At 43.2% G+C, this 25,178-nt stretch carries 15 protein-coding genes and 2 rRNA genes; 8 read left to right on the top strand and 9 right to left on the bottom strand.

Features of this window, described 5'->3' with window-relative positions:
* Positions 1-4 precede the first annotated feature (4 nt).
* The 9 genes from ACVHUV_RS03370 to dnaA form a co-directional block, all read right to left on the bottom strand.
* Positions 5-2,936 (bottom strand): 23S ribosomal RNA (locus ACVHUV_RS03370).
* Between the two features lie 276 nt (positions 2,937-3,212).
* Positions 3,213-4,764, bottom strand: a 16S ribosomal RNA gene (locus tag ACVHUV_RS03375).
* The 16S and 23S rRNA genes sit together here, the layout of an rRNA operon.
* A gap of 454 nt (positions 4,765-5,218) precedes the next feature.
* The gene (locus ACVHUV_RS03380) at positions 5,219-6,310 is read right to left on the bottom strand and encodes an HD-GYP domain-containing protein (RefSeq protein WP_462086117.1); all 1,092 of its coding nucleotides are present in this window, start codon (positions 6,308-6,310) and stop codon (positions 5,219-5,221) included.
* A gap of 400 nt (positions 6,311-6,710) precedes the next feature.
* Positions 6,711-9,245 carry a DNA gyrase subunit A gene (gene gyrA, locus ACVHUV_RS03385; RefSeq protein WP_462086118.1) on the bottom strand — a complete coding sequence of 845 codons (2,535 nt, stop codon included), beginning with the start codon at positions 9,243-9,245 and terminating at the stop codon, positions 6,711-6,713.
* 173 nt (positions 9,246-9,418) lie between these two features.
* Entirely contained in the window at positions 9,419-11,341 is a 1,923-nt protein-coding gene (gene gyrB, locus ACVHUV_RS03390) for a DNA topoisomerase (ATP-hydrolyzing) subunit B (RefSeq protein ID WP_371390789.1), read from the bottom strand.
* 93 nt (positions 11,342-11,434) lie between these two features.
* Positions 11,435-12,553, bottom strand: coding sequence for a DNA replication/repair protein RecF (gene recF / locus ACVHUV_RS03395; RefSeq protein WP_317945330.1), 1,119 nt, complete (start codon positions 12,551-12,553; stop codon positions 11,435-11,437).
* The gene (gene yaaA, locus ACVHUV_RS03400) at positions 12,543-12,782 is read right to left on the bottom strand and encodes a S4 domain-containing protein YaaA (RefSeq protein ID WP_317945328.1); all 240 of its coding nucleotides are present in this window, start codon (positions 12,780-12,782) and stop codon (positions 12,543-12,545) included. Before yaaA ends, recF begins: the two co-directional genes overlap by 11 nt.
* A 303-nt stretch (positions 12,783-13,085) precedes the next feature.
* Positions 13,086-14,222 (bottom strand): DNA polymerase III subunit beta, encoded by a 1,137-nt coding sequence (gene dnaN / locus ACVHUV_RS03405; protein ID WP_317945326.1) that lies wholly within the window; start codon positions 14,220-14,222, stop codon positions 13,086-13,088.
* Positions 14,223-14,435: 213 nt separating this feature from the next.
* Complete coding sequence (dnaA, locus tag ACVHUV_RS03410; protein ID WP_317945324.1) at positions 14,436-15,785, bottom strand: chromosomal replication initiator protein DnaA; 1,350 nt, start codon at positions 15,783-15,785, stop codon at positions 14,436-14,438.
* A gap of 529 nt (positions 15,786-16,314) precedes the next feature.
* Here dnaA and rpmH point away from each other — a divergent pair.
* The 8 genes from rpmH to noc all read left to right on the top strand — a co-directional run bounded on the left by rpmH (position 16,315) and on the right by noc (position 24,865).
* Entirely contained in the window at positions 16,315-16,449 is a 135-nt protein-coding gene (gene rpmH, locus ACVHUV_RS03415) for a 50S ribosomal protein L34 (RefSeq protein ID WP_317945322.1), read from the top strand.
* A gap of 480 nt (positions 16,450-16,929) precedes the next feature.
* On the top strand, positions 16,930-17,268 hold the full coding sequence (gene rnpA / locus ACVHUV_RS03420; protein ID WP_462086119.1) for a ribonuclease P protein component: 339 nt from the start codon (positions 16,930-16,932) through the stop codon (positions 17,266-17,268).
* Positions 17,269-17,363: 95 nt separating this feature from the next.
* On the top strand, positions 17,364-18,134 hold the full coding sequence (gene yidC / locus ACVHUV_RS03425; RefSeq protein ID WP_317945318.1) for a membrane protein insertase YidC: 771 nt from the start codon (positions 17,364-17,366) through the stop codon (positions 18,132-18,134).
* On the top strand, positions 18,131-18,901 hold the full coding sequence (jag, locus tag ACVHUV_RS03430; protein WP_462086120.1) for an RNA-binding cell elongation regulator Jag/EloR: 771 nt from the start codon (positions 18,131-18,133) through the stop codon (positions 18,899-18,901). Before yidC ends, jag begins: the two co-directional genes overlap by 4 nt.
* An 818-nt stretch (positions 18,902-19,719) precedes the next feature.
* Positions 19,720-21,105, top strand: a complete 1,386-nt coding sequence (mnmE, locus tag ACVHUV_RS03435; RefSeq protein WP_462086121.1) for a tRNA uridine-5-carboxymethylaminomethyl(34) synthesis GTPase MnmE — start codon at positions 19,720-19,722, stop codon at positions 21,103-21,105.
* Positions 21,106-21,187: 82 nt separating this feature from the next.
* On the top strand, positions 21,188-23,077 hold the full coding sequence (gene mnmG / locus ACVHUV_RS03440; RefSeq protein ID WP_462086122.1) for a tRNA uridine-5-carboxymethylaminomethyl(34) synthesis enzyme MnmG: 1,890 nt from the start codon (positions 21,188-21,190) through the stop codon (positions 23,075-23,077).
* 60 nt (positions 23,078-23,137) lie between these two features.
* Positions 23,138-23,854, top strand: coding sequence for a 16S rRNA (guanine(527)-N(7))-methyltransferase RsmG (gene rsmG, locus ACVHUV_RS03445; protein ID WP_317945310.1), 717 nt, complete (start codon positions 23,138-23,140; stop codon positions 23,852-23,854).
* Positions 23,855-24,001: 147 nt separating this feature from the next.
* Positions 24,002-24,865 carry a nucleoid occlusion protein gene (noc, locus tag ACVHUV_RS03450; RefSeq protein WP_371390774.1) on the top strand — a complete coding sequence of 288 codons (864 nt, stop codon included), beginning with the start codon at positions 24,002-24,004 and terminating at the stop codon, positions 24,863-24,865.
* Positions 24,866-25,178 lie beyond the last annotated feature (313 nt).

Here is a 25,178-nt window from a genome sequence, read left to right on the forward strand (position 1 = left end):
CATAAAGGATAAGTCCTCGATCGATTAGTATCCGTCAGCTGCACGTGTCGCCACGCTTCCACCCCGGACCTATCTACCTCATCATCTTTGAGGATCTTACTTACTTGCGTAATGGGAAATCTCATCTTGAGGGGGGCTTCATGCTTAGATGCTTTCAGCATTTATCCCGTCCATACATAGCTACCCAGCGATGCCTTTGGCAAGACAACTGGTACACCAGCGGTATGTCCATCCCGGTCCTCTCGTACTAAGGACAGCTCCTCTCAAATTTCCTACGCCCGCGACGGATAGGGACCGAACTGTCTCACGACGTTCTGAACCCAGCTCGCGTACCGCTTTAATGGGCGAACAGCCCAACCCTTGGGACCGACTACAGCCCCAGGATGCGATGAGCCGACATCGAGGTGCCAAACCTCCCCGTCGATGTGGACTCTTGGGGGAGATAAGCCTGTTATCCCCGGGGTAGCTTTTATCCGTTGAGCGATGGCCCTTCCATGCGGAACCACCGGATCACTAAGCCCGTCTTTCGACCCTGCTCGACTTGTAGGTCTCGCAGTCAAGCTCCCTTATGCCTTTGCACTCTACGAATGATGTCCAACCATTCTGAGGGAACCTTTGGGCGCCTCCGTTACACTTTAGGAGGCGACCGCCCCAGTCAAACTGCCCACCTGACACTGTCTCCTACCCGGATCACGGGTAAGGGTTAGAATTCCAATACAGCCAGGGTAGTATCCCACCATTGCCTCCTCCGAAGCTGGCGCTCCGGATTCCAAGGCTCCTACCTATCCTGTACAGGCTGCACCGGAATTCAATATCAGGCTACAGTAAAGCTCCACGGGGTCTTTCCGTCCTGTCGCGGGTAATGCGCATCTTCACGCATATTATAATTTCACCGAGTCTCTCGTTGAGACAGTGCCCAGATCGTTACGCCTTTCGTGCGGGTCGGAACTTACCCGACAAGGAATTTCGCTACCTTAGGACCGTTATAGTTACGGCCGCCGTTTACTGGGGCTTCAATTCAAAGCTTCGCTTGCGCTGACCTCTCCTCTTAACCTTCCAGCACCGGGCAGGCGTCAGCCCCTATACGTCACCTTACGGTTTTGCAGAGACCTGTGTTTTTGCTAAACAGTCGCCTGGGCCTATTCACTGCGGCTCTCTCGGGCTATTCACCCTACCAGAGCACCCCTTCTCCCGAAGTTACGGGGTCATTTTGCCGAGTTCCTTAACGAGAGTTCTCTCGATCACCTTAGGATTCTCTCCTCGCCTACCTGTGTCGGTTTGCGGTACGGGCACCTCCCGCCTCGCTAGAGGCTTTTCTTGGCAGTGTGAAATCAGGGACTCCAGGGAAAAATTCCCCTTGCCATCACAGCTCAATGTTATAGGAACGGGATTTGCCTCGTTCCACACCTCACTGCTTAGACGCGCATGACCAACAGCGCGCTCACCCTATCCTACTGCGTCCCCCCATTGCTCAAACGGCGGGGAGGTGGTACAGGAATATCAACCTGTTCTCCATCGTCTACGCCTTTCGGCCTCGACTTAGGTCCCGACTAACCCTGAGCGGACGAGCCTTCCTCAGGAAACCTTAGGCATTCGGTGGAAGGGATTCTCACCCTTCTTTCGCTACTCATACCGGCATTCTCACTTCCAAGCGCTCCACCAGTCCTTACGATCTAGCTTCAACGCCCTTGGAACGCTCTCCTACCATTGACATCTAAGATGTCAATCCGCAGTTTCGGTGATCCGTTTAGCCCCGGTACATTTTCGGCGCAGCGCCACTCGACCAGTGAGCTATTACGCACTCTTTAAATGGTGGCTGCTTCTAAGCCAACATCCTGGTTGTCTGGGCAGCGCCACATCCTTTTCCACTTAACGGATACTTGGGGACCTTAACTGGCGGTCTGGGCTGTTTCCCTCTCGACTACGGATCTTATCACCCGCAGTCTGACTCCCAAACATAAATCATCGGCATTCGGAGTTTGTCTGAATTCGGTAACCCGGGATGGGCCCCTAGTCCAAACAGTGCTCTACCTCCGAGATTCTTTCGTTTGAGGCTAGCCCTAAAGCTATTTCGGAGAGAACCAGCTATCTCCAGGTTCGATTGGAATTTCACCGCTACCCACACCTCATCCCCGCACTTTTCAACGTACGTGGGTTCGGGCCTCCAGTAAGTGTTACCTTACCTTCACCCTGGACATGGGTAGATCACCTGGTTTCGGGTCTACGACCCCATACTCATTCGCCCTATTCAGACTCGCTTTCGCTGCGGCTCCGCATTCGCTGCTTAACCTTGCATGGAATCGTAACTCGCCGGTTCATTCTACAAAAGGCACGCCATCACCCATTAACGGGCTCTGACAACTTGTAGGCACACGGTTTCAGGTTCTCTTTCACTCCCCTTCCGGGGTGCTTTTCACCTTTCCCTCACGGTACTGGTTCACTATCGGTCACTAGGGAGTATTTAGCCTTGGGAGATGGTCCTCCCGGATTCCGACGGAATTTCACGTGTTCCGCCGTACTCAGGATCCACTCTGGAGGGGCTGGACTTTCGACTACAGGGCTTTTACCCGCTATGGCGGACCTTTCCAGGTCGCTTCGTCTAATCCAGCCCTTTGTAACTCCGTATAGAGTGTCCTACAACCCCAGGAAGCAAGCTTCCTGGTTTGGGCTCTTCCCGTTTCGCTCGCCGCTACTAAGGGAATCGATGTTTCTTTCTCTTCCTCCGGGTACTTAGATGTTTCAGTTCTCCGGGTGTGCCTCGTTTACGCTATGTATTCACGTAAACGTACTACCCCATTACGGGCAGTGGGTTTCCCCATTCGGAAATCTTCGGATCAAAGCTTACTTACAGCTCCTCGAAGCATATCGGTGTTAGTGCCGTCCTTCATAGGCTCCTAGTGCCAAGGCATCCGCCGTGCGCCCTTTCTAACTTAACCTTTATATGGATTCAATAGTATAACTATTATCATCCTCGGGTGAGTTGTAGTATATAGCGATATATACGTACAAACTCGTTAAAAAAGTATTGCATGTGTTCAATCACGAAGTGATTGACTCGGTTGATTACTTGATGTTTTGTTGCTTTCAATGTCGTTTTATCCAGTTTTCAAAGAACAAGTTTTGAAAGTCTCATTCAAAAGAATGAACCTTCAAAACTGAACGCAAAACGTCAACTTATGGATCTAAGATCCATATTCCGTAATTATCCTTAGAAAGGAGGTGATCCAGCCGCACCTTCCGATACGGCTACCTTGTTACGACTTCACCCCAATCATCTGTCCCACCTTCGGCGGCTGGCTCCCGTAAGGGTTACCCCACCGACTTCGGGTGTTACAAACTCTCGTGGTGTGACGGGCGGTGTGTACAAGACCCGGGAACGTATTCACCGTGGCATGCTGATCCACGATTACTAGCGATTCCGGCTTCATGCAGGCGAGTTGCAGCCTGCAATCCGAACTGGGAACGGTTTTATGGGATTGGCTTGCCCTCGCGGGTTTGCAGCCCTTTGTACCGTCCATTGTAGCACGTGTGTAGCCCAGGTCATAAGGGGCATGATGATTTGACGTCATCCCCACCTTCCTCCGGTTTGTCACCGGCAGTCACCTTAGAGTGCCCAACTAAATGATGGCAACTAAGATCAAGGGTTGCGCTCGTTGCGGGACTTAACCCAACATCTCACGACACGAGCTGACGACAACCATGCACCACCTGTCACCATTGTCCCCGAAGGGAAAGATATGTCTCCATATCGGTCACTGGGATGTCAAGACCTGGTAAGGTTCTTCGCGTTGCTTCGAATTAAACCACATGCTCCACCGCTTGTGCGGGTCCCCGTCAATTCCTTTGAGTTTCAGCCTTGCGGCCGTACTCCCCAGGCGGAGTGCTTAATGCGTTAGCTGCAGCACTAAGGGGCGGAAACCCCCTAACACTTAGCACTCATCGTTTACGGCGTGGACTACCAGGGTATCTAATCCTGTTTGCTCCCCACGCTTTCGCGCCTCAGCGTCAGTTACAGACCAGAAAGCCGCCTTCGCCACTGGTGTTCCTCCACATCTCTACGCATTTCACCGCTACACGTGGAATTCCGCTTTCCTCTTCTGTACTCAAGTCCTCCAGTTTCCAATGACCCTCCACGGTTGAGCCGTGGGCTTTCACATCAGACTTAAAGGACCGCCTGCGCGCGCTTTACGCCCAATAATTCCGGACAACGCTTGCCACCTACGTATTACCGCGGCTGCTGGCACGTAGTTAGCCGTGGCTTTCTAACGAGGTACCGTCAAGGTACGAGCAGTTACTCTCGTACTTGTTCTTCCCTCGCAACAGAGCTTTACGATCCGAAAACCTTCTTCGCTCACGCGGCGTTGCTCCATCAGACTTTCGTCCATTGTGGAAGATTCCCTACTGCTGCCTCCCGTAGGAGTCTGGGCCGTGTCTCAGTCCCAGTGTGGCCGATCACCCTCTCAGGTCGGCTACGCATCGTCGCCTTGGTAGGCCGTTACCCCACCAACTAGCTAATGCGCCGCGGGCCCATCCTGCAGTGACAGCCGAAACCGTCTTTCAGAGTTCTTCCATGCGGAAGAACCGATTATTCGGTATTAGCCCCGGTTTCCCGGAGTTATCCCCATCTGCAGGGCAGGTTGCCCACGTGTTACTCACCCGTCCGCCGCTAATATCAGGGAGCAAGCTCCCTTCAATCCGCTCGACTTGCATGTATTAGGCACGCCGCCAGCGTTCGTCCTGAGCCAGGATCAAACTCTCCATAAAAGAAGAAAATGAATAGCTCATTTCTTGCTGGCATCATTTAAGATGTCAATTTTGAATCCAAAGATTCGAGTTGTTCGTTCACCGACAAGTCGGCTTCAGAACTTTATTTGTTGACGTTTTGCTGTTCAGTTTTCAAGGTTCATGTTCAGCCGCTTCGTTCAGAAGCAACTTTTATATAATACCATGTTGCTCATTTCGATGTCAACAACTTTTTCAAAAAAGTTTTTCAACCTGTTTTCAAGTCGTTTTCGTTTATCGGAAGTGCAACGTTATCTACTATATCACCATATCATTATCAGTGCAATACTTTTCTTCAATAAATATCTTGTTTTATATAAAACCTAGAAAAGAAAGCATTTATCCACTATCCTCCGCTTTTTATTACCAACAACTTTTGAAACCTACTCTCCATATCAGACCAATGGAAAGTAGATTTCAAACCCATTCCATCTGTTCACTCAATAATCTTAGCAATCGCCAAGTGCCGATGTGTTGTTAAATCAATAATGGAACCATCTGCTTCTTTTTTAATCATCGGTCGGAGGGGTGCATCTCGGTGGAGGAACATCACTTCACCTAACTCACCATCCGTCAACTTTACACGTGTGCCAATTGATAAATCGCCAACTAGTTTCTGAAGAGCCTCTACTACTTTAAGGTCAAACTTGCCAAACTCTTCTTCTTTTATCATTTCAATTACTTTAAAAGGAGAATGTTTTGGCCGATAAAGTCTTTCTGACGTCATTGCGTGATATACGTCTGCAACGGCTATAATTTGAGAGAATAGCGAGACTGCCCCTAACTTATCGCCTCTTGGATAACCGCTGCCATCCAATCGTTCGTGATGTTGAAGTATGGCTATTTTCATCTCCTGACGAAGTAGCGGGGATTCTTGTACCATTTTTAAACTGAACAATGTATGTTTCTTCACTTCGCTATATTCTTCTCTTGTAAGGAAGGCTGTTTTCTTTAAAATAGAAGGACTAATTTTAGACATGCCGCAATCCGCAAGTGTCGCTGCAATTGCTAGTTGCAACATATCCCCCTTTTCATACCCCATTTGTTTACTAATCGCTGCTGACAAAATACCAACCGCCACTGAGTGGTGATAAATATATTCATCCGGATTAGAAAACTCATTTAATAAAGCTAACATCTTTTTTTGCTTAACAAAATTTTCGATTAAAGGTAAGGTGAACGCTCTCACTTTTACTATGTCAGGTTTTTGACCAGCTCTCCAATAGAAAAATTCTTTTTTATAGTCTCGGACTGTTTCGTTATATTGTTTACGTAGCACATACATACTCATCGGAAGATCGTTCATCAATTCTTGTGTGGACATTGTAGATGCTAGCGATTCGTCTTCTTTTTTGGTGACGCGTTCTTCCACTAACACTTTCTTTATACCAAAAACTCGAAGGACTTCAATATGTTCTAACGTCAACTCTGTATCTTTGCGCATGATTGGATACTTCGTTTTTGAATAGACATCTTCTTTTAGCAAGATTCCAGCACGTAAGTCACTACTATTCTTCAGTATTTCCATTTCTAAAGTCTCACCGCTTCCCCATATCTCTTAAGAACTATCATACTCCAATTTATAAAATTAAACGATAGAAAAATATGAAAATGATCTGGAGATGTCTTTTTTAACCAATGTGCAAATTTAATTGCATTTCATCGGTTGTCAGCTTCCGGTAGGCCTATGTGCAGCTAACACACTTCTTGATACCCCAATGACTCCTTGCGGCATCGTCCGCTGCATTAAAGTAATTCACACTTTACTGTGCGTTTTATGTAATTTCAACTTCCTACACTTGCCCACATCATGATCAAATCAAATAAAAAAACCGTGTGAAATCAAATTACGGAGATTTCACACGGTTTTACTTTTGGAATACCATGCTACTTAGTCTGTTAACAGACAAGCATTCACAGCATATTTTTTATTCTTCGTCGTGGCTTTCTTCCACTTCACTGCTGCTTTCTACTTCCACTGATTGTTCCTCAGTTTCTGTGTCTCCATGATCTTCGCTATCAGAAGACTCTTCTTGCTCTTTTTCCACTTTCGCTACAGTTGCTACGTGCTCATCTTCACCAAGACGGATTAGACGAACACCTTGTGTGCTACGACCAATGGAAGAGATGTCTTCAATGTCCATACGGATGAGAATACCGTGAATCGTAATTAGCATCAGATCTTCTGTACCATCTACTGTTTTCATGGCTACCAATGGACCGTTTCGATCGGTGACATTCAAGGTTTTTAGGCCATATCCTCCACGGGACTGGATACGGTACTCCTCTTCAGGCGTACGCTTTCCAAAACCTTTTTCCGTAACGACAAGAATTTCATCACCTTCTGCAACAGTATCCATGCCGACCGCCACGTCACCTTCACGTAAACGGATACCACGCACACCACTTGCAGTACGACCCATGCAACGGATATCACGTTCGTCAAACTTGATGAGCATGCCGTCTCTTGTACCGATGGCAATGTTTTGATCGCCGTTTGTCATTTTAACGCCAATCAATTCATCCTGGTCGCGTAACGTTAAGGCAATTAAACCGTTTGAACGGATATTTGCGAAATCGGCTACAGACGTTCTTTTCACAACACCCTCACGTGTAGCAAAGAACAAGTATTTATCCGCTTCAAACTTCTCGACAGGAATCATAGCTGTAACTTTTTCATCCTTGTCGAAGTCTAGAAGATTAATGATTGGCAGTCCTTTTGCCGTACGGCTGAATTCAGGCACTTCGTATCCTTTTTTCCGGAACACTCTCCCTCTACTCGTAAAGAAGAGGATCGTGTCATGAGTGGAGGTGTTCAACAAATGCTCAACAAAATCATCATCATTTGTCCCCATTCCTTGAATACCACGACCGCCACGACGTTGGCTCCGATACGTATTGGCAGGTAGGCGCTTAATGTAGCCATTATGCGTTAACGTCAACACAGAGTTCTCTACAGGAATGAGGTCTTCATCCTCGAGCATTTCTGCGCCACCCATCGTGATTTCTGTTCTGCGATCATCCGCGAAACGGTGTTTCACTTCTAGAAGTTCTTCACGAATAATATCGACGACTTTTTGATCATCCGCAAGAATTGCACGTAATTCGGAAATGAGTACTAATAGCTCTTGGTATTCATTTTCGATTTTGTCGCGTTCCAAACCAGTCAATCGTTGTAAACGCATGTCCAAAATTGCTTGAGATTGACGTTCTGACAAGTTAAAGCGTTCCATCAAACCGGTTTTTGCTTCATCTGTAGTTTTGGATCCACGAATTAATGCAATAATTTCATCGATATGATCGAGCGCAATCCGCAAACCTTCTAAAATGTGCGCACGATCTTCTGCTTTGTTCAACTCATACTGCGTTCTTCTACGGATAACTACTTTTTGATGTTCTAAGTAATGATGTAAAATTTCTTTCAATGCTAATATTTTCGGCTGTCCTTCAACGAGTGCCAGCATATTGATCCCGAAGCTTGATTGGAGAGCCGTATGTTTGTACAAATTGTTCAATAATACATGGACATTCGCATCTCTACGCACTTCGATGACAATCCGCATACCTGTACGATCCGATTCATCCGCTAAATGGGTAATGCCTTCGATTTTTTTATCGCGAACCAATTCAGCAATTTTTTCAATCAAACGCGCTTTGTTCACCTGATAAGGCAACTCTGTGACGATGATTGTTTCTTTACCGTTTGATTGCTGCTCAATTTCGATCTTCCCACGGATAACTATGGAACCGCGACCCGTTTCATAGGCTCTACGAATTCCGCTTCTTCCAAGAATGATTCCTCCAGTTGGGAAGTCCGGTCCTGGAATGATTTCCATCAATTCTTCAGTCGTAATTGCGGGATTATCTGCCATCGCTAATACACCATCAATTGTTTCTCCAATATGATGTGGTGGAATATTCGTTGCCATTCCGACAGCAATTCCAGACGTTCCGTTAACGAGTAAGTTCGGGAACCGGCTCGGTAACACAATCGGTTCTCTTTCTTGTCCGTCATAGTTGTCTTGGTAGTCAATCGTGTCTTTATTAATATCACGAAGCAATTCCATCGCGATGCGAGACATCCGAGATTCCGTATAACGCATTGCTGCCGCCGCGTCACCATCAACGGAACCGAAATTCCCATGGCCATCTACCAACATGTAACGATAGTTGAAGTCTTGAGCCATCCGGACCATCGTGTCGTAAACGGCACTGTCACCATGTGGATGATACTTACCGATAACGTCACCCACGATACGTGCTGATTTCTTATGTGGTTTGTCTGCAGTATTTCCTAGATCTTGCATTGCGTAGAGGATACGACGGTGAACGGGTTTCAATCCATCCCTCACGTCAGGTAAGGCTCTAGAGACGATAACACTCATTGCATAGTCGAGAAAGGATGTTTTCATCTCCGTACTGATGTTTATTCCTTGGACACCGCGTTTAGGCATATCTGCCATTTTGTCAAACTCCTTTCAACTCAGGCGCTTTTCTTGCACAGCCTGTCAACTGAACAATGCCCCTGTTTGTTGGCAGGTCCATGTGCTCGTGTTTGTTCTACTTCTTACCGAAAAATCGTCCAACAGGGGTTTACCTTGTTGGATGATTTCCCTTACTGCTCTATGAAAACGGATTACGCATCCAAGTTCTTTACATACATCGCATTTTCTTCAATGAACTTACGTCTTGGCTCCACTTCATCGCCCATCAATTGCTCAAAAGTCGTATCTGCATCCAATGCATCTTCGAGTTGCACTTGAAGGAGCGTACGTTGTTCAGGATCCATTGTTGTTTCCCATAATTGAGTGGCATCCATTTCACCAAGACCTTTATAACGTGTAATAACCGGTTTTGGCGTTGTAGACAGACGCGCTAAAATCGCTTGCAATTCTTCTTCATCGAAGCAGTACTCCTCATGCTTCCCTTGCTTCACACGATAAAGTGGTGGTTGAGCAATATACACATATCCTGCTTCAATCAATGGACGCATGAAGCGGAAGAAGAATGTCAACAGTAACGTCCGAATATGGGCTCCATCGACATCCGCATCGGTCATAATGACGATTTTATGGTAACGGGCTTTCGACAAGTCGAATTCGCCGCCAATACCTGTTCCAAGTGCTGTAATCATCATTCGAATTTCAGCATTTCCAAGAATACGGTCCAATCTGGCTTTCTCTACGTTCAAGATTTTTCCGCGTAACGGCAGGATCGCTTGGAAATGACGATCACGACCACTCTTTGCTGAACCGCCTGCCGAGTCACCCTCAACGATATACAACTCGCTAATCTTTGGATCGCGAGATGAACAATCCGATAATTTACCAGGTAGACTTGAAACTTCCAAAGCGGATTTACGACGAGTCAATTCTCTCGCATTCTTTGCTGCGATTCGTGCACGTGCTGCCATAAGACTTTTATCGACGACTAATCGTGCAGTAATTGGATTCTCGAGTAGGAAACGTTGGAATCCTTCTGAGAATAAAGCATTTGTAATCGTACTGACTTCTGAGTTTCCTAACTTCGTCTTCGTTTGCCCCTCGAATTGTGGATCAGGGTGTTTGACGGAAATAATTGCAGTTAACCCTTCACGGACATCGTCACCCGACAAGTTCGGATCGGATTCTTTTATTATTCCATTTTTCCTTGCATAGTCGTTCACGACGCGCGTTAATGCAGTCTTAAAGCCTGATTCATGTGTACCGCCCTCATACGTATTGATGTTATTGGCGAATGAAAACAGATTTTCTGCAAATCCGCTGTTATATTGCATCGCAATTTCAATGGAAATCCCATCTTTTTCACCTTCTATGAAAATCGGATCTTCATGAATCGGTTCTTTGTTTTTATTCAAATGCTCAACGTAAGATTTAATGCCGCCTTCGTAATGGAAAGTGTCAACACGCTTTTCTTCTTCACGTTCATCCGTAATCGAAATGCGTAATCCTCTATTCAAATAAGCAAGCTCTCGTAAGCGATGGGCTAAAATCTCATATTCATAGACCGTTGTCTCCAAAAAGATTTCAGGGTCAGCTTTAAAACGGATACGTGTTCCTGTCTCGTCAGTTTCTCCGATCACTTCAAGCTCTTTCGTCACGACACCTCGCTCAAATGAGATGGCATGAACTTTTTCATCGCGGCGCACATACACTTCTGTGTATTCAGATAGGGCATTGACGACTGACGCACCTACACCGTGCAAGCCTCCTGAAACTTTGTAACCTCCACCACCGAATTTTCCACCTGCGTGAAGAACCGTCATAATTACTTCAACAGCCGGTCGGCCTGTGGATTCTTGGATGCCTACGGGGATACCACGCCCATTATCATCTACACGAATCCAGTTATCTTTTTCAATTGTCACTTCAATGTGGTCACAATAACCCGCCAAAGCTTCGTCAATACTATTATCGACAATTTCCCATACAAGATGGTGTAGCCCTCGCGAACTCGTTGTACCGATGTACATGCCCGGACGTTTACGGACAGCCTCTAAGCCTTCAAGAACTTGTATCTGATTCGCATCATAAGCTGTCTGTAATTCTTTTTCTTCCATAGCCAAAATGTTCACCTTTCCTTTCCGAACATCAATCATCGTTAAGCTTTATTCATTTGTGCAGACGTGCTGTTGGAACTCGTGAATCCGACGTCATTCTTCTTTTGCCACTTGTCCTGCTGAAACGTTGTACAGTTTAGCGTTACGTATCGCTTCGTGGTCTAAACCAGCAATGTTAGTCGTCGTTACAAATGTCTGTACTTGACCTTGCATGGTGTTCAACAGATGAGACTGACGGTAATCGTCTAGTTCCGATAGGACATCGTCCAACAGAAGGACAGGGGTTTCGCCGACTTCCTGTTTTACGAGATCGATTTCCGCAAGTTTTAGGGACAGCGCAGTCGTTCGTTGCTGCCCTTGCGATCCATACGTCTGTATATCGTAGCCATTCACAAAAAAATGGAGATCGTCTCGATGCGGTCCGATCAAAGTCATCCCACGATCCAATTCACGACGTCTCGATTCCTGTAATTTCTGGCTGAATATTTCTTCCATCTGTTCAGTAGTCTGCCCAGAATCCAACTCTTTTAAAGTGCCATATGACACTTTTAACTGTTCAAGTCCTCGCGAAATCCCTTTGTGAATCGGTTCTGCCCATTTTTGAAGCAGTTCGACAAAGTAGAATCGTTTTCGAATCAATTGAACAGCAATTTGAATATATTGTTCTGTATAAATATCGAACATGACGTCCGTAAAATCCATTTTACCGCGGTTATCTTTTAAAATGGCATTTCTCTGTTTAAGAATCTTTTGAAACGTAAGCAAGTCATGTAAGTAGACTGGAGAGATTTGGCCGATCTCCATGTCTAAAAACCTTCTACGGACTTGCGGACTGCCTTTTACAAGATTCAAATCTTCTGGTGCAAACATGACAACATTCAATTGACCGATGTAAAGACTCAGACGGTTTTGTTCCAAATGATTGACGCGAGCTTTCTTGCCTTTTTTAGAAATGGTCAATTCTAGCGGTAACCGTCCATATTTGCGTTGGACGTCCCCTTCTATTTTACCATACTCTTGCTCCCAGCGTATAAGTTCACGATCATTTGCTGTCCGATGCGACTTTGCCATCGACAATACATAGATGGCTTCCATGATATTCGTTTTACCTTGGGCGTTTTCACCGATTAGGACATTGATTTGAGGGGAAAAATTCAATGTTAGAGAAGAATAATTTCGATAATCTGTTAAGGCAAGTCGTTCAATGAACATCTGAATGCCCGTCTACTGTAGAAACAATTTTATACCTGCCGGATCCTGGTATATTTACAACATCACCGTCATATACTTTTTTACCTCTCCGACGCTCTTCTTCGCCATTTAAGTAAACAGTATGTTCTTCCAAAAACCATTTAGCCATGCCACCAGAGCTAATGACGTCGGTCATTTTTAGCAACTGGCCAAGCGTTATGAACGATGTGTCAATTCTAATCTCTTCCATTCGTTTCATTCCTTCACTTCGTAGTCTGTCCTTCTATTTTACCGAACTTTGCTCAGTAAGTAAAAGGGGGGCTCAGATTCTGATAAAAAACAGGACAAATTCGACCTTTTAGACTTGTCAACATGTGGATAAGTAAATATTTAACGCTGATGTCCTTCTAGTTATAGATTATTTTGATCCGTTCATTGGACACCTACTTTGGATCTTCTGAGGCTTTAGGGGAGTTATTTGTAAATAATTTAAAAAGAGCAGCAAACGAGCATTATTTACATGCCGCTTGCTGCGTATTTCCGCTGTACTGAATTAAAAAGTTCTGACCGGAAGAATTAATTGTAAAATTGAGTCGCTATCAGTGGATTTCAAAATGAATGGGCGCATTGCACCTGTAAAGTGAATGGCGATATCTTGCGCATCAATCGCTTTTAAGGCGTCCATCATATATTTTGCACTAAAGGATATTTTTAAATCTTCGCCGTTTACATCAATTGCTTCAATCGACTCTTCAACTTTACCGATTTCTGGTGAATTGGAAGAGATCTCAATGATTTTTCCTCCATCAGCTGAGAAACGGACAATGTTATTTCGTTCTTCACGAGCAAGTAATGATGCTCGGTCAATCGCTTGCAGCAATTGGCGGCCATTCACATGTACAGTCGTTTTGTGCTCAGCTGGAATCAAACGAGAAGTGTCTGGATAATTACCTTCCAATAATCTGGAGTAGAACAAGACATTTCGAGATTTAAACAGTACTTGCTGATCAGCGATAACAATATCTACAAGTTCTGTATTGTCTTCTAAAATTTTGTTCAACTCTTGCAAACTTTTCCCTGGAATCACAACACTGAAGGCACTTTCAGGCATGTTTTCAGGTACGATTTCACGGCGAGCAAGTCGGTGGCTGTCTGTTGCAACGCATACAAGTTTTTCGTCAATTGTTTCCCAATGTACTCCCGTAAGAATTGGACGAGTTTCTTGTTGTGACACAGCAAACACGGTTTCCCGAATAATTGATTTCATCAAATCAGATGGTAAGGAAAAACGGTATTCATCCTTCACATTAGGTAGCACAGGGTAGTCATCTGTACTTGAACCAATTAAGTGGAATTCAGATTTACCTGACTGAATATGTGTTTGCAAACCATTTTCAACTTCAATCGTGACATCATTTGTAGGAAGTTTACGTACAATTTCACTAAAAACTTTTGCTTGAAGAATGATTGAACCTGATTCAATGACGCGGATGATTTGTTCACCATTTTCTTCAACAGGAATGAACGTACAAATCGTAATATCCGAATCACTACCGGTCATTGTCAATCCTTTATCATTTACTTCGATTTTTACCCCAGTCAATATCGGGTTTGCTACTTTTTGACTGATTGCTTTCATGACGTCATTCAATCCTTCGAGCAACCAGTCTCGCATTATTTCAAATTTCATTCTGCACCCTCGCTTATATAATTAATTAGTTATTAATAAAAATAGTAATAGTAATAGGGGCTGTGGAAATGTGGATAAGCCTGAGAATGCTAGATTTACAAAAGCTATTCACATGTGCATAAAGTGTTCATAGCTTGTAGCGAATTTTTATAGTTATACACATGTGGGCTTGTCCGTCTTTTACAGGTATGCTGTCAGACAACGACCACTAACTTAGCCGCGACCTAATGCATTTCGAATATCTTGTATATCTTGCTGCAAGTTTTGATCTTCCTTCATTTGTTGGGAGATTTTTTCATGCGCATGAATAACAGTTGAATGATCGCGGCCCCCAAATTCCGACCCGATCTTAGGCAAGGACGAATCAGTCAGTTCACGCGATAGGTACATCGCAATTTGACGAGGAAAAGCGATTGCACGCGTTCTTTTCTTTGCTGTAAAGTCTTCAAGACGTACACTATAATGCTCCCCGACAGCTTTTTGAATGTCTAAAATGGTAACAGTTCTAGGACGTGAATTCGGTATGATATCTTTCAATGCTTCTGCAGCTAGGTCAGTCGTTATATCCATATTGACGAGTGAAGAGTAAGCGACGACCCGAATAAGCGCGCCTTCTAATTCACGTATGTTGGAATCAATTTGATTGGCAATGTATAACATCACTTCATCAGAAATATCGATCAGTCCATCCGCTTTCGCTTTCTTACGAAGGATGGCGATACGTGTTTCTAAATCAGGTGGAGCAATATCCGTTATTAATCCCCATTCAAAGCGCGAACGCAACCGGTCTTCCAGTGTTGGAATCTCCTTTGGTGGACGATCACTTGATATGATAATTTGCTTCGATTCTTCATGAAGCGTATTAAAAGTATGGAAAAATTCCTCTTGTGTCTGTTCTTTTCCTGCAATGAACTGAATATCGTCTATTAATAGGACATCCACGTTCCGATACTGATTTCTAAATTCGCCGGCCTTGTTATTCATAATGGAATTAATGAATTCATTCGTAAATTTCTCCGACGATAAATAAACAACTTTAGCAGTCGGATCTTGTTCCATAATATAATGCCCGATTGCATGCATGAGGTGGGTTTTACCTAGTCCTACCCCTCCATAAATGAATAGGGGATTATACGATTTTGCGGGCGCTTCCGCTACTGCAAGCGATGCAGCATGGGCGAACCGATTCCCTGAACCTATTACAAATGTATCAAATGTATATTTAGGATTTAACATGACTGATGCCGATTGAACTGGAGCTTTCTCCACTTGCTGAACAGTTGCCTTAGGCACAGGGAAATCGCTTTCTTCCATATCTTTTGGGACGACAAAATGTATAAAACGATCTTCGCCGGTCAAATCTGAAAGAATACCCGTTATCAAATGTACATAATGTGTTTCGAGCCAATCCTTCGCAAACGAATTTGGAACAGCAATCGTAACATTCTCATCTCCGTAGGACAGCAATTTCGTCGATTTCAACCAAGTTTCAAAACTGGGTCTGGAAATACGGTTTTCAATTTTCGACAATACACTGTCCCATAATTTATCTAGCTGATCCACTCGTGGGCCTCCTTTACTGACAAAATAAAAAACACAGGAATATGTATTATACACACAAATCAGCTGTGTGGATAACAAATATCCAAAAGTGTTGAAAAAATTATCCACAACCTATTAACAATTGTGGATAAGAAAAAGTCGGTTTATGTTTATTAACAGCAAAATCCTATACATTGTAACAAGAAACTACAACAAACACAAGGGATTCTATGAGTTATTAACAATAGCGACAATTGTGGAGAAAAACGTTATCCACAGCTTTTCATATGTGTAAAAGGTGTAGATAAGGGTTGTGCATAAAAAATACCGAAAAAAATTCTATAAACAAATTATGACCTGAGATGAATTTGAAACTGTGGATAACCCAATTCCACAATCGAACCGTAGATTTTTTTGTCGATAAATGAAAGTAACAGATACAAACTGAAAAAAAGTATGAGTGAAAAAATGATTGACATTATAAGTAAAGGCATTTATACTGTTCAAGACTGTCAGATTGTAAAGGGACAATGCAGGAGGTGTCTTTAAAATGAAACGTACATTCCAACCAAATAAACGTAAACGTAGTAAAGTTCACGGCTTCCGTTCAAGAATGAGCTCAAAAAGCGGACGTAATATTCTCGCTGCTCGTCGTCGCAAAGGAAGAAAAGTGCTTTCAGCTTAAGACCACTGTACCCCAGTGGTTTTTTTTTTATATAACGAAAGAACAAAAGCGGAGAGTGGCGGTTAGGCGCGATAGGCATAAGGCAAAGATGCGAAGTGGCGTTCTTTGCCACACAGCAGCTTGGACTTATGACCCGAGCGCCTGCCACTCGGAGTCTGGATGAAACAAAAGCGGAGAGTGGCGGTTGCTCAGAGGTTCGCAGTCTAAATACGCGACATCCTGTCGCAACGACTGCATGACCAGCTTCCTGCTGGCCTCAGGCGCTGACCGACTAAAGACGCTACGTTTTGTGCAAATTCGGGCCTTGAACTTCCTATTAATGAGGAGAAGTAGAGGAAGGGGCGCACTGTGCTTTTAACTTCTTGTCACAACTAGCTGTTAGCTGAACTCAAACTCATACGAATTAAAGTAGAAACAAATCCGTTAAAGTAATGAAAAAAGGGCATGATTAAAGGACGTGTATTTTGGAGGTGCAGGAGATTGAAGAAGGAACAACGGATAAAAAAGAACGAAGATTTTCAGAAGGTATTTAAAAGAGGTAAATCCGTTGCAAATCGGCAATTTGTTGTTTATTGCTATAGAAGAGACAAGCAACAGCAATTCCGGATCGGGTTGTCTGTCGGGAAGAAACTAGGGAATGCCGTAACACGAAATCGGATTAAACGATACATACGCCAATCTTTTTTGGAAATGAAAGACGACATTAAAAATGATACCGACTATGTTATTATCGCCAGACATCAGGCGGCCACATTGGATTTCCATGAAACGAAAAAAAGTTTGCAACACGTGTTAAAAATTGCAAAAGCATTTAAATGAAGCAGATCACACAGTAAGAAGTAGAACGTTACAAATGTTCATGATAAACTGAAACTATCTATGGACTGGATAGTAAAAATTTTGGGGGAAACGACTTGAAAAAGAAATCCTTATTAATACTCATGTTAACCGTGTTATCCGTATTTTTGGCCGGGTGTACAGAATTCAATGAGCCTATTTACGAAACAAGTGAAGGCTTCTGGAATAAATATATCGTTTGGCCAATTGTATCATTAATTGTCACATTTAAAGAATTACTCGGGACATATGGCTTCGGAATTATTGCCGTTACAATTATTATCCGCTTGATTCTCTTGCCGTTAATGATTAAGCAGGCACAAAGCTCAAAACGGATGCAGGAGATGCAACCTCTACTTACAGGCTTAAAAGAGAAATACAAATCTAAAGACGCGGTTACACAACAAAAGTACCGTGAAGAAATGCAAAAACTGATGACAGAGCAGAAAATTAATCCTGCAGCCGGTTGTCTACCAGTTTTGATTCAGATGCCGATCATTATCGGTCTATATCACGCAATTAGCAGAATGAATGCAACACCAGAAATCAATATCGGAAATTTCCTTTGGTTCGAACTAGCTGCACCAAGTATTACCCTTGCGATTGTAGCAGGTCTCATGCAATTTGCAGTATTACGGACAGGCCCTGCAATGGATAACCCACAAATGAGAATCATGATGTACATTATGCCTTTCATGATTATTATTTTCGGTACATTCTTACCAGCAGCACTTGCACTTTATTGGGTTATCGGTAACATCATTTCAATCATCCAAAATATCTTCATTTACAAACCCTTCAAGAAAAAAGAAGTGGTCCCTGTAAAAACGGGAGGGAAAAAGAAATGAACAAGATAACGCGAAAGGGAGCGACAGTAGACGCAGCAATAGAAGCGGCTCTGCAAGAACTCGGTTTGACGCGTGAACAAGTGAATGTGGAAGTAATAGAAAGCGGTAAAAAAGGGTTTCTTGGTTTCGGAGCAAAAGATGCGGAAGTCATTGTCACTGTAAATGAACCGCATGTAGAGGACAATAACGAAACAGACACCGATGAGAAAGTGACTATTGAAGAACCTGAACAACTCAAAGTTGAACAACCAATTGAAGAACGATTTGAAGAGGAAATTGTTCTTGAAGTACAAGATTCCTCAAAAGTATCCGATGAAGTAGCCATTCATGAAACTAAAGCGTATGTAGTGGCCATTGCTAATGAAATGGGCATTGATGACCTGGTCGTTAACTATGAGCAGGACGGGAAATACATCACGTTCCAACTCGAAAGTGAAAAAGCGGCGTTCCTCATCGGAAAAAGGGGACAAACCTTGAATGCGTTGCAGCAATTGGCGCAACTCATTACAAACAAATTCTCAGAGCAATTCAAAGTTGTACGACTGGATGTTGGTGATTATAGAGAACGCCGAGAGCAATCATTGGAACAATTTGCAGAAAGAATGGCCGATCAAGCGGTACGAAATGGAAGAAAAGTAAAGCTTGAACCGATGCCATCCTATGAAAGAAAGATCATTCATAATGCATTATCCAATCGATTAGACATCGAAACGTATTCAGAAGGCACAGATCCAAACCGTTATTTAGTCATTGAGCCGATGAATTGATGCAGAGAACCTCCAAAACGTGTGAAAATCGCGTTTTGGAGGTTTTTTTGATGTTCATATTTAAAGATATTTTTGAGTTTTAATGTGGTCTTTAAAAAAACAACAAAGTATTAATCATATTCAGTTTCTATCGATCACTTTTGTGGCTTCTATCGATCATTTTTGTGGCTTCTATCGATCATTTTTTGAATTCTATCGTTCACTTTATCAATTCTATCAATCACTTTCACAATTCTAATAACCATTTTAGGACTTACTATCTACTGTATCTATGTAATAAATACATTTAGATGGTTAACCTCTATTAACGAACCGTATCTTTTTTGAAAATGATTCATTTCACCAGCGCTTGTCGGGGCTGAGCAAGCGCCCTTTGCTTTTGTTAGCATCCAGACTCCGAGTGGCAGGCGCACGGGTCATAAGTCCAAGCTGCTGTGTGGCAAAGAACGCCACTTCGCATCTTTGCCTTATGCCTGAGGCCAGCAGGAAGCTGGTCATGCAGTCGTTGCGACAGGATGTCGCGTATTTAGACTGCGAACCTCTGAGCAAGCGCCCTCCGCTTTTGTGTCATCCAGACTCCGGGCGCTAGCCCCTCGAGTCGCTTCGAAATTGACCAAAAGGTAAAAAGCACCTTTTGTCAATTCCTCCAGCGCTTGTCGGGGCTGAGCAAGCGCCCTCCGCTTTTGTGTTAAGTTATCCACATTTTTTTGTTTAGTGGCTAGGAGAAATGGTGAATTTGTGGTAGTATAAGATGTTAGATAGTCATGTCAAAACGGGTTATCCACATGTGGGTAATTACAGTTAGGAAGGTGAAGAACGTGCATTTTGATACTATAGCTGCTATTTCGACTCCGATGGGGGAAGGGGCTATTGCCATCGTCCGACTAAGTGGAGATGAGGCTATCGGCATTGCAGATCTCATTTTTCGGTCTCCCTCAGGAAAAAAACTTGTGGAAGAACCGTCACATACAATTCATTATGGGCACTTGGTAGAGCCAGCTTCAGGTGAAGTGGTGGAAGAAGTCATGGTTTCACTCATGAAAGCTCCTAAAACATTCACGCGTGAAGATGTGGTGGAAATAAACTGTCACGGCGGTGTGGTGGCAGTGAACCGTGTCCTCAACTTAGTGTTGAAAAATGGAGCTCGCCTTGCGGAACCAGGTGAGTTCTCAAAGCGCGCCTTCTTAAATGGGCGCATCGATTTATCCCAAGCAGAAGCTGTCATGGATTTAATTCGTGCAAAAACGGATCGCGCCATGAATGTCGCGTTGAACCAAATGGAAGGGAAACTTTCACGGTTGATTGGTGAATTGCGACAAGCTCTTCTGGAAACGTTGGCACAAGTCGAAGTAAATATCGATTATCCAGAGTATGACGATGTCGAAGAAGTGACCATTCCGTTGATGATTGAAAAAGGGACTTGGGTGAAAGAAGAGATTGAGAAATTACTTCGCACTTCATCCCAAGGAAAGATTCTCCGAGAAGGTCTTTCAACAGTCATTGTCGGAAGACCGAACGTTGGAAAATCCTCTTTACTCAACAGCCTTGTTCAGGAGAATAAAGCAATTGTTACCGATATTGCAGGAACGACACGTGATATAATCGAGGAATACGTCAACGTAAGAGGCGTTCCTTTACGACTTGTCGATACAGCTGGAATCCGGGAAACGGAAGACATTGTTGAACGAATCGGTGTGGAACGATCTCGCCAAGTGTTGAAAGAGGCGGATTTGATACTACTCGTGTTAAATGGTGCTGAAGAGCTAACGGAAGAGGACAAACGTCTCTTTGAAGCGACAGCAGGGATGGACGTCATTGTCGTCATTAACAAAACCGACTTGCCGCAACAAATCGAGATGCAGCAAGTGAGTGAGCTTGCTGGTACAGGCACAATCGTCACGACATCGATACTCGAGGAACAAGGGATCGACGAACTGGAGGAATCCATTGCGAAGCTCTTCTTTGAAGGAACGCTCGAAGCAGGCGATCTTACCTATGTGTCAAACGCTCGTCATATCGCACTCCTTCACAAAGCTCATCAAACGATCCAAGACGCTATATCCGCTGCAGAAGCGCATGTACCAATCGATATGATCCAAATCGATGTAACGCGTACATGGGAACTTCTCGGTGAAATTGTTGGCGATACCGTCCAGGACAGTTTGATCAATCAACTGTTTTCACAATTCTGCCTCGGGAAATAACGACGTACTAAATGGTATACTATACATTCACATAGACACGGAACTAGCAAGTTAATTCAAAAATTAGGAAGGATGAACGAACATGCCACAATTTGAAGCAGGCACGTTCGATTGTATAGTCATCGGAGCAGGTCATGCTGGCGTTGAAGCGGCATTGGCTTCAGCGAAGATGGGTGCATCGACATTGGTGCTTACGATGAACTTAGATATGATCGCGTTCATGCCATGTAATCCGTCACTTGGAGGTCCTGCAAAAGGGATCGTCGTCCGGGAAATTGACGCACTTGGCGGAGCGATGGCAAAAGTAATCGACAAAACACACATCCAAATGCGGATGTTAAATACAGGGAAAGGACCTGCTGTCAGAGCGCTTCGTGCACAGGCAGACAAAGTCCTTTACCAACAAGAAATGAAACGGGTACTCGAAGAACAAGAAAACTTGAAACTTCACCAAGGTGTCGTGGAAGAATTGATTGTTGAAGAGGATGAAGTGAAAGGTGTCGTCACGCAAATTGGTGCAATCTATCGCGCCAAATCCGTCATCATTACGACGGGAACGTTTTTACGTGGCGAAGTCATTATCGGGGATCTGAAATATTCAAGTGGGCCAAACAACCAAATGCCAGCCATTAAGCTCGCTGAAAATTTGCAAGCACTCGGTCTAGACATGGTTCGTTTTAAAACAGGTACACCTCCGCGTATTAACGGGAAAACGATTGATTACAGTAAAACCGAAATTCAACCAGGTGATGAAGAACCACGTGCGTTCAGTTACGAAACGACACAATTCATCATGGACCAATTGCCATGCTGGTTAACGTACACAACACCTACAACGCATGAAATTATCAATGAAAACCTTCATCTATCCCCGATGTACTCAGGGATGATTAAAGGAAAAGGGCCAAGTTACTGCCCGTCAATCGAGGATAAGATCGTCCGTTTTGCAGACAAATCACGTCATCAAATTTTCCTTGAACCTGAAGGTAGAAATACAAAAGAGTATTATGTCCAAGGTCTTTCAACAAGCTTGCCGGAACATGTTCAACGCAGATTACTCGAAAGTGTACCGGGACTTGAAAAAGCAGAAATGCTTCGTGCTGGATATGCTATTGAGTATGATGCAGTTACACCGGCGCAGCTGTGGCCAACGCTTGAAACGAAAAAGATCAAAAATCTATATACGGCTGGTCAAATTAACGGCACATCAGGGTACGAAGAAGCTGCTGCACAAGGCATTATGGCCGGTATTAACGCAGCAAGTAAAGTTCTTGGTAAAGAAGAAGTCATTCTGGGTCGTGCTGATGCATACATCGGCGTACTAATTGATGACCTTGTGACGAAAGGAACGAGCGAGCCGTATCGACTGTTGACGTCAAGAGCCGAGTATCGTTTATTATTACGTCATGACAACGCGGATCTCCGTCTAACGGAAATTGGCTATCGTCTTGGTATGATTAGTGAGGAGCGTTACGAAAAATTCCTCCTTAAAAAGCAACAAATTGAGGAAGAAGTGGAACGCCTACGTAAAGTGACGATAAAACCGAGTGAAGCTGTTCAAGAAATTATTCGGGAATCAGAAGGAACAGAGCTGCGCGAACCGATGAAAGCTGCAGATCTGTTAAAACGTCCAGAAATGAAATACAACCAAATCATTCGCGTTGTGCCACGTGAAGAGCCAGTGACTGAAGAAGTGGCGGAACAAGTTGAGATTTCCATTAAGTATGAAGGCTATATTGAAAAGTCGATGCAGCAAGTGGAACGTATGAAAAAGATGGAGAACAAACGCATTCCAGAAAACATCGACTACCATGCAATTACAGGCATTGCGAAAGAAGCAAAAGCGAATTTAACAGCAGTTAGACCATTGTCCATTGCACAAGCATCACGGATTTCAGGGGTAAATCCTGCTGATATCTCCATTTTACTTGTCTATATTGAACAAGGGAAAATTGCTAAAATATCAGGATAACATCAAGTGACTGATGTGGAGTTCAAGTCCGCATCAGTCTTTTTTAAAAGGAGGATCCGAGTGAACGAGGAACAATTTGTAGCCAAGTTACACGAACAAGGAATACAGTTATCGGAGAACCAAATTCAACAATTTAGAAAATATTTCCATATGTTAGTTGAGTGGAACGAAAAGATGAACTTAACAGCAATTACAGATGCACCATCAGTCTATTTAAAACATTTCTATGATTCCATTACGGCTGCGTTTTATGTAGACTTGAATGGTAAGCAATCGATTTGTGATGTAGGAGCAGGGGCAGGATTTCCGAGTATCCCATTAAAGATTTGTTTCCCGGACTTATCTGTTACGATTGTCGATTCATTAAACAAACGAATTACATTTTTAACTGAATTAGCAAAAGAGCTTCAGTTAAACAACGTCCACTTTATTCATTCAAGAGCTGAAGATTTTGGTCAGAATAGTAAGTACCGTGAACAATTTGATCTTGTCACAGCACGTGCAGTTGCTCGGTTATCCGTTCTATCGGAATTATGTGTACCTCTCGTTAAAGAAGGGGGCATGTTTGTTGCCATGAAAGGTGCAGCTGCAGAAGAAGAATTACTAGATGCGAAAAAAGCAATCACCGTGCTAGGTGCAGAACTGATTGAAAAGCATTCATTTAACTTGCCTATGGAAGAAAGTGAAAGAAATATATTTATTCTGAATAAAACCAAAAAGACACCTAAGAAATACCCGCGTAAACCGGGCATACCTAATAAAACACCAATCATGTAATTGTTTCACGTGGAACATATCTCAAACTATTGTGGTAGTATGATATTCAATAGATTCTATCCTTTAATAAGTAGTTAAGAGGATATATAATAGATATGACGAAATAGCTAATGAATAGATGAGCAGTTTTGTAAAGGTGGTGCCGGGATGAAAAATACGTTTTCACGTTTTTTTGGTAATAACGATAAAGAAATCGAGAATAAAGATGTGGAAGAAATAATACCACAAGAAAAAGTCGATCAAGTAGATATAGAATTAATTAAGCCTAATAAATATCAACCTCGTACAATTTTTTCGGATGAGAAAATTGAAGAGCTAGCGAGAACAATCCATACGCATGGCGTGATACAACCCATTGTTATACGTAAGGCAGAAGAAGGGTACGAAATAATTGCAGGTGAACGACGATTCCGTGCAATGAAAAAGCTCGGTTGGAAAGAAGTACCTGCTATTATTCGTAACCTAGATGATAAAGAAACTGCTTCCATTGCTCTCATTGAAAACTTACAACGCGAAGAATTGACAGCGATAGAGGAAGCGTATGCGTATGAAAAATTATTGGAACTACACGGACTGACTCAAGAAGCATTAGCGCAACGACTTGGTAAGGGTCAATCAACAATTGCCAATAAACTTCGATTGTTAAAGCTACCTGATGAAATAAAAAATAAAATCCTCTCCAAAGAATTGTCAGAAAGACATGCTAGAGCGCTTATTTCTGTAAAAGATACCGACTTACAGTCAAAACTTTTTCAAGAAGCCATTGACGAGCAACTTAATGTGAAACAATTGGAAGAACGTATTCAGGCAGCATTAAATCCTGTCGAAGAAGAAAAAGTGAAAAAGAAAGCGGTTAAACGGAAATCTGTTAGTAAAGATGTACGAATTGCACTCAATACGATTCGACAGTCCTTACAGCTTGTCACAAAAAGTGGTATTAACGTAAAGACTGAAGAAGAAGATACAGATGATTTTTATACGATTACTGTCAAAATTCCTAAAAAGAAATAATTCCATTCCTATTCTATTTCTCGAGCATTAAGCGAGAAGGCTCTTGCTTTACTATGGGCAAGAGTTTTTTTGCGCTATACATTACCATGTACGGCGCTTTTTTGATAAACTAGTATGTGTAGTGTTTCGCTACGAAAATAAGTAGTTGTTATAAAACAATTGAACTAGAATAAAAATCGTGAGTTTAAATTTGTATAGGGTTGTTACGTATACAATTTTTTTAAAGTTTTCTTCTACTGTAGGAATTCGAGTATACGTAAAGAGAAAAGATAGTAATTGAAAATGGAATGAAGAGTGAGAAAGCAGGTGCAAG

It is taken from the genome of Sporosarcina saromensis, assembly GCF_054901285.1.

Excerpts from the sequence above, each read along its gene's own strand:
- ACVHUV_RS03380 (WP_462086117.1), bottom strand. The coding sequence starts at position 6,310 with ATGGAAATACTGAAGAATAGTAGTGACTTACGTGCTGGAATCTTGCTA.
- gyrA (WP_462086118.1), bottom strand. The coding sequence starts at position 9,245 with ATGGCAGATATGCCTAAACGCGGTGTCCAAGGAATAAACATCAGTACG.
- gyrB (WP_371390789.1), bottom strand. The coding sequence starts at position 11,341 with ATGGAAGAAAAAGAATTACAGACAGCTTATGATGCGAATCAGATACAA.
- recF (WP_317945330.1), bottom strand. The coding sequence starts at position 12,553 with ATGTTCATTGAACGACTTGCCTTAACAGATTATCGAAATTATTCTTCT.
- yaaA (WP_317945328.1), bottom strand. The coding sequence starts at position 12,782 with ATGGAAGAGATTAGAATTGACACATCGTTCATAACGCTTGGCCAGTTG.
- dnaN (WP_317945326.1), bottom strand. The coding sequence starts at position 14,222 with ATGAAATTTGAAATAATGCGAGACTGGTTGCTCGAAGGATTGAATGAC.
- rpmH (WP_317945322.1), top strand. The coding sequence starts at position 16,315 with ATGAAACGTACATTCCAACCAAATAAACGTAAACGTAGTAAAGTTCAC.
- jag (WP_462086120.1), top strand. The coding sequence starts at position 18,131 with ATGAACAAGATAACGCGAAAGGGAGCGACAGTAGACGCAGCAATAGAA.
- mnmG (WP_462086122.1), top strand. The coding sequence starts at position 21,188 with ATGCCACAATTTGAAGCAGGCACGTTCGATTGTATAGTCATCGGAGCA.
- noc (WP_371390774.1), top strand. The coding sequence starts at position 24,002 with ATGAAAAATACGTTTTCACGTTTTTTTGGTAATAACGATAAAGAAATC.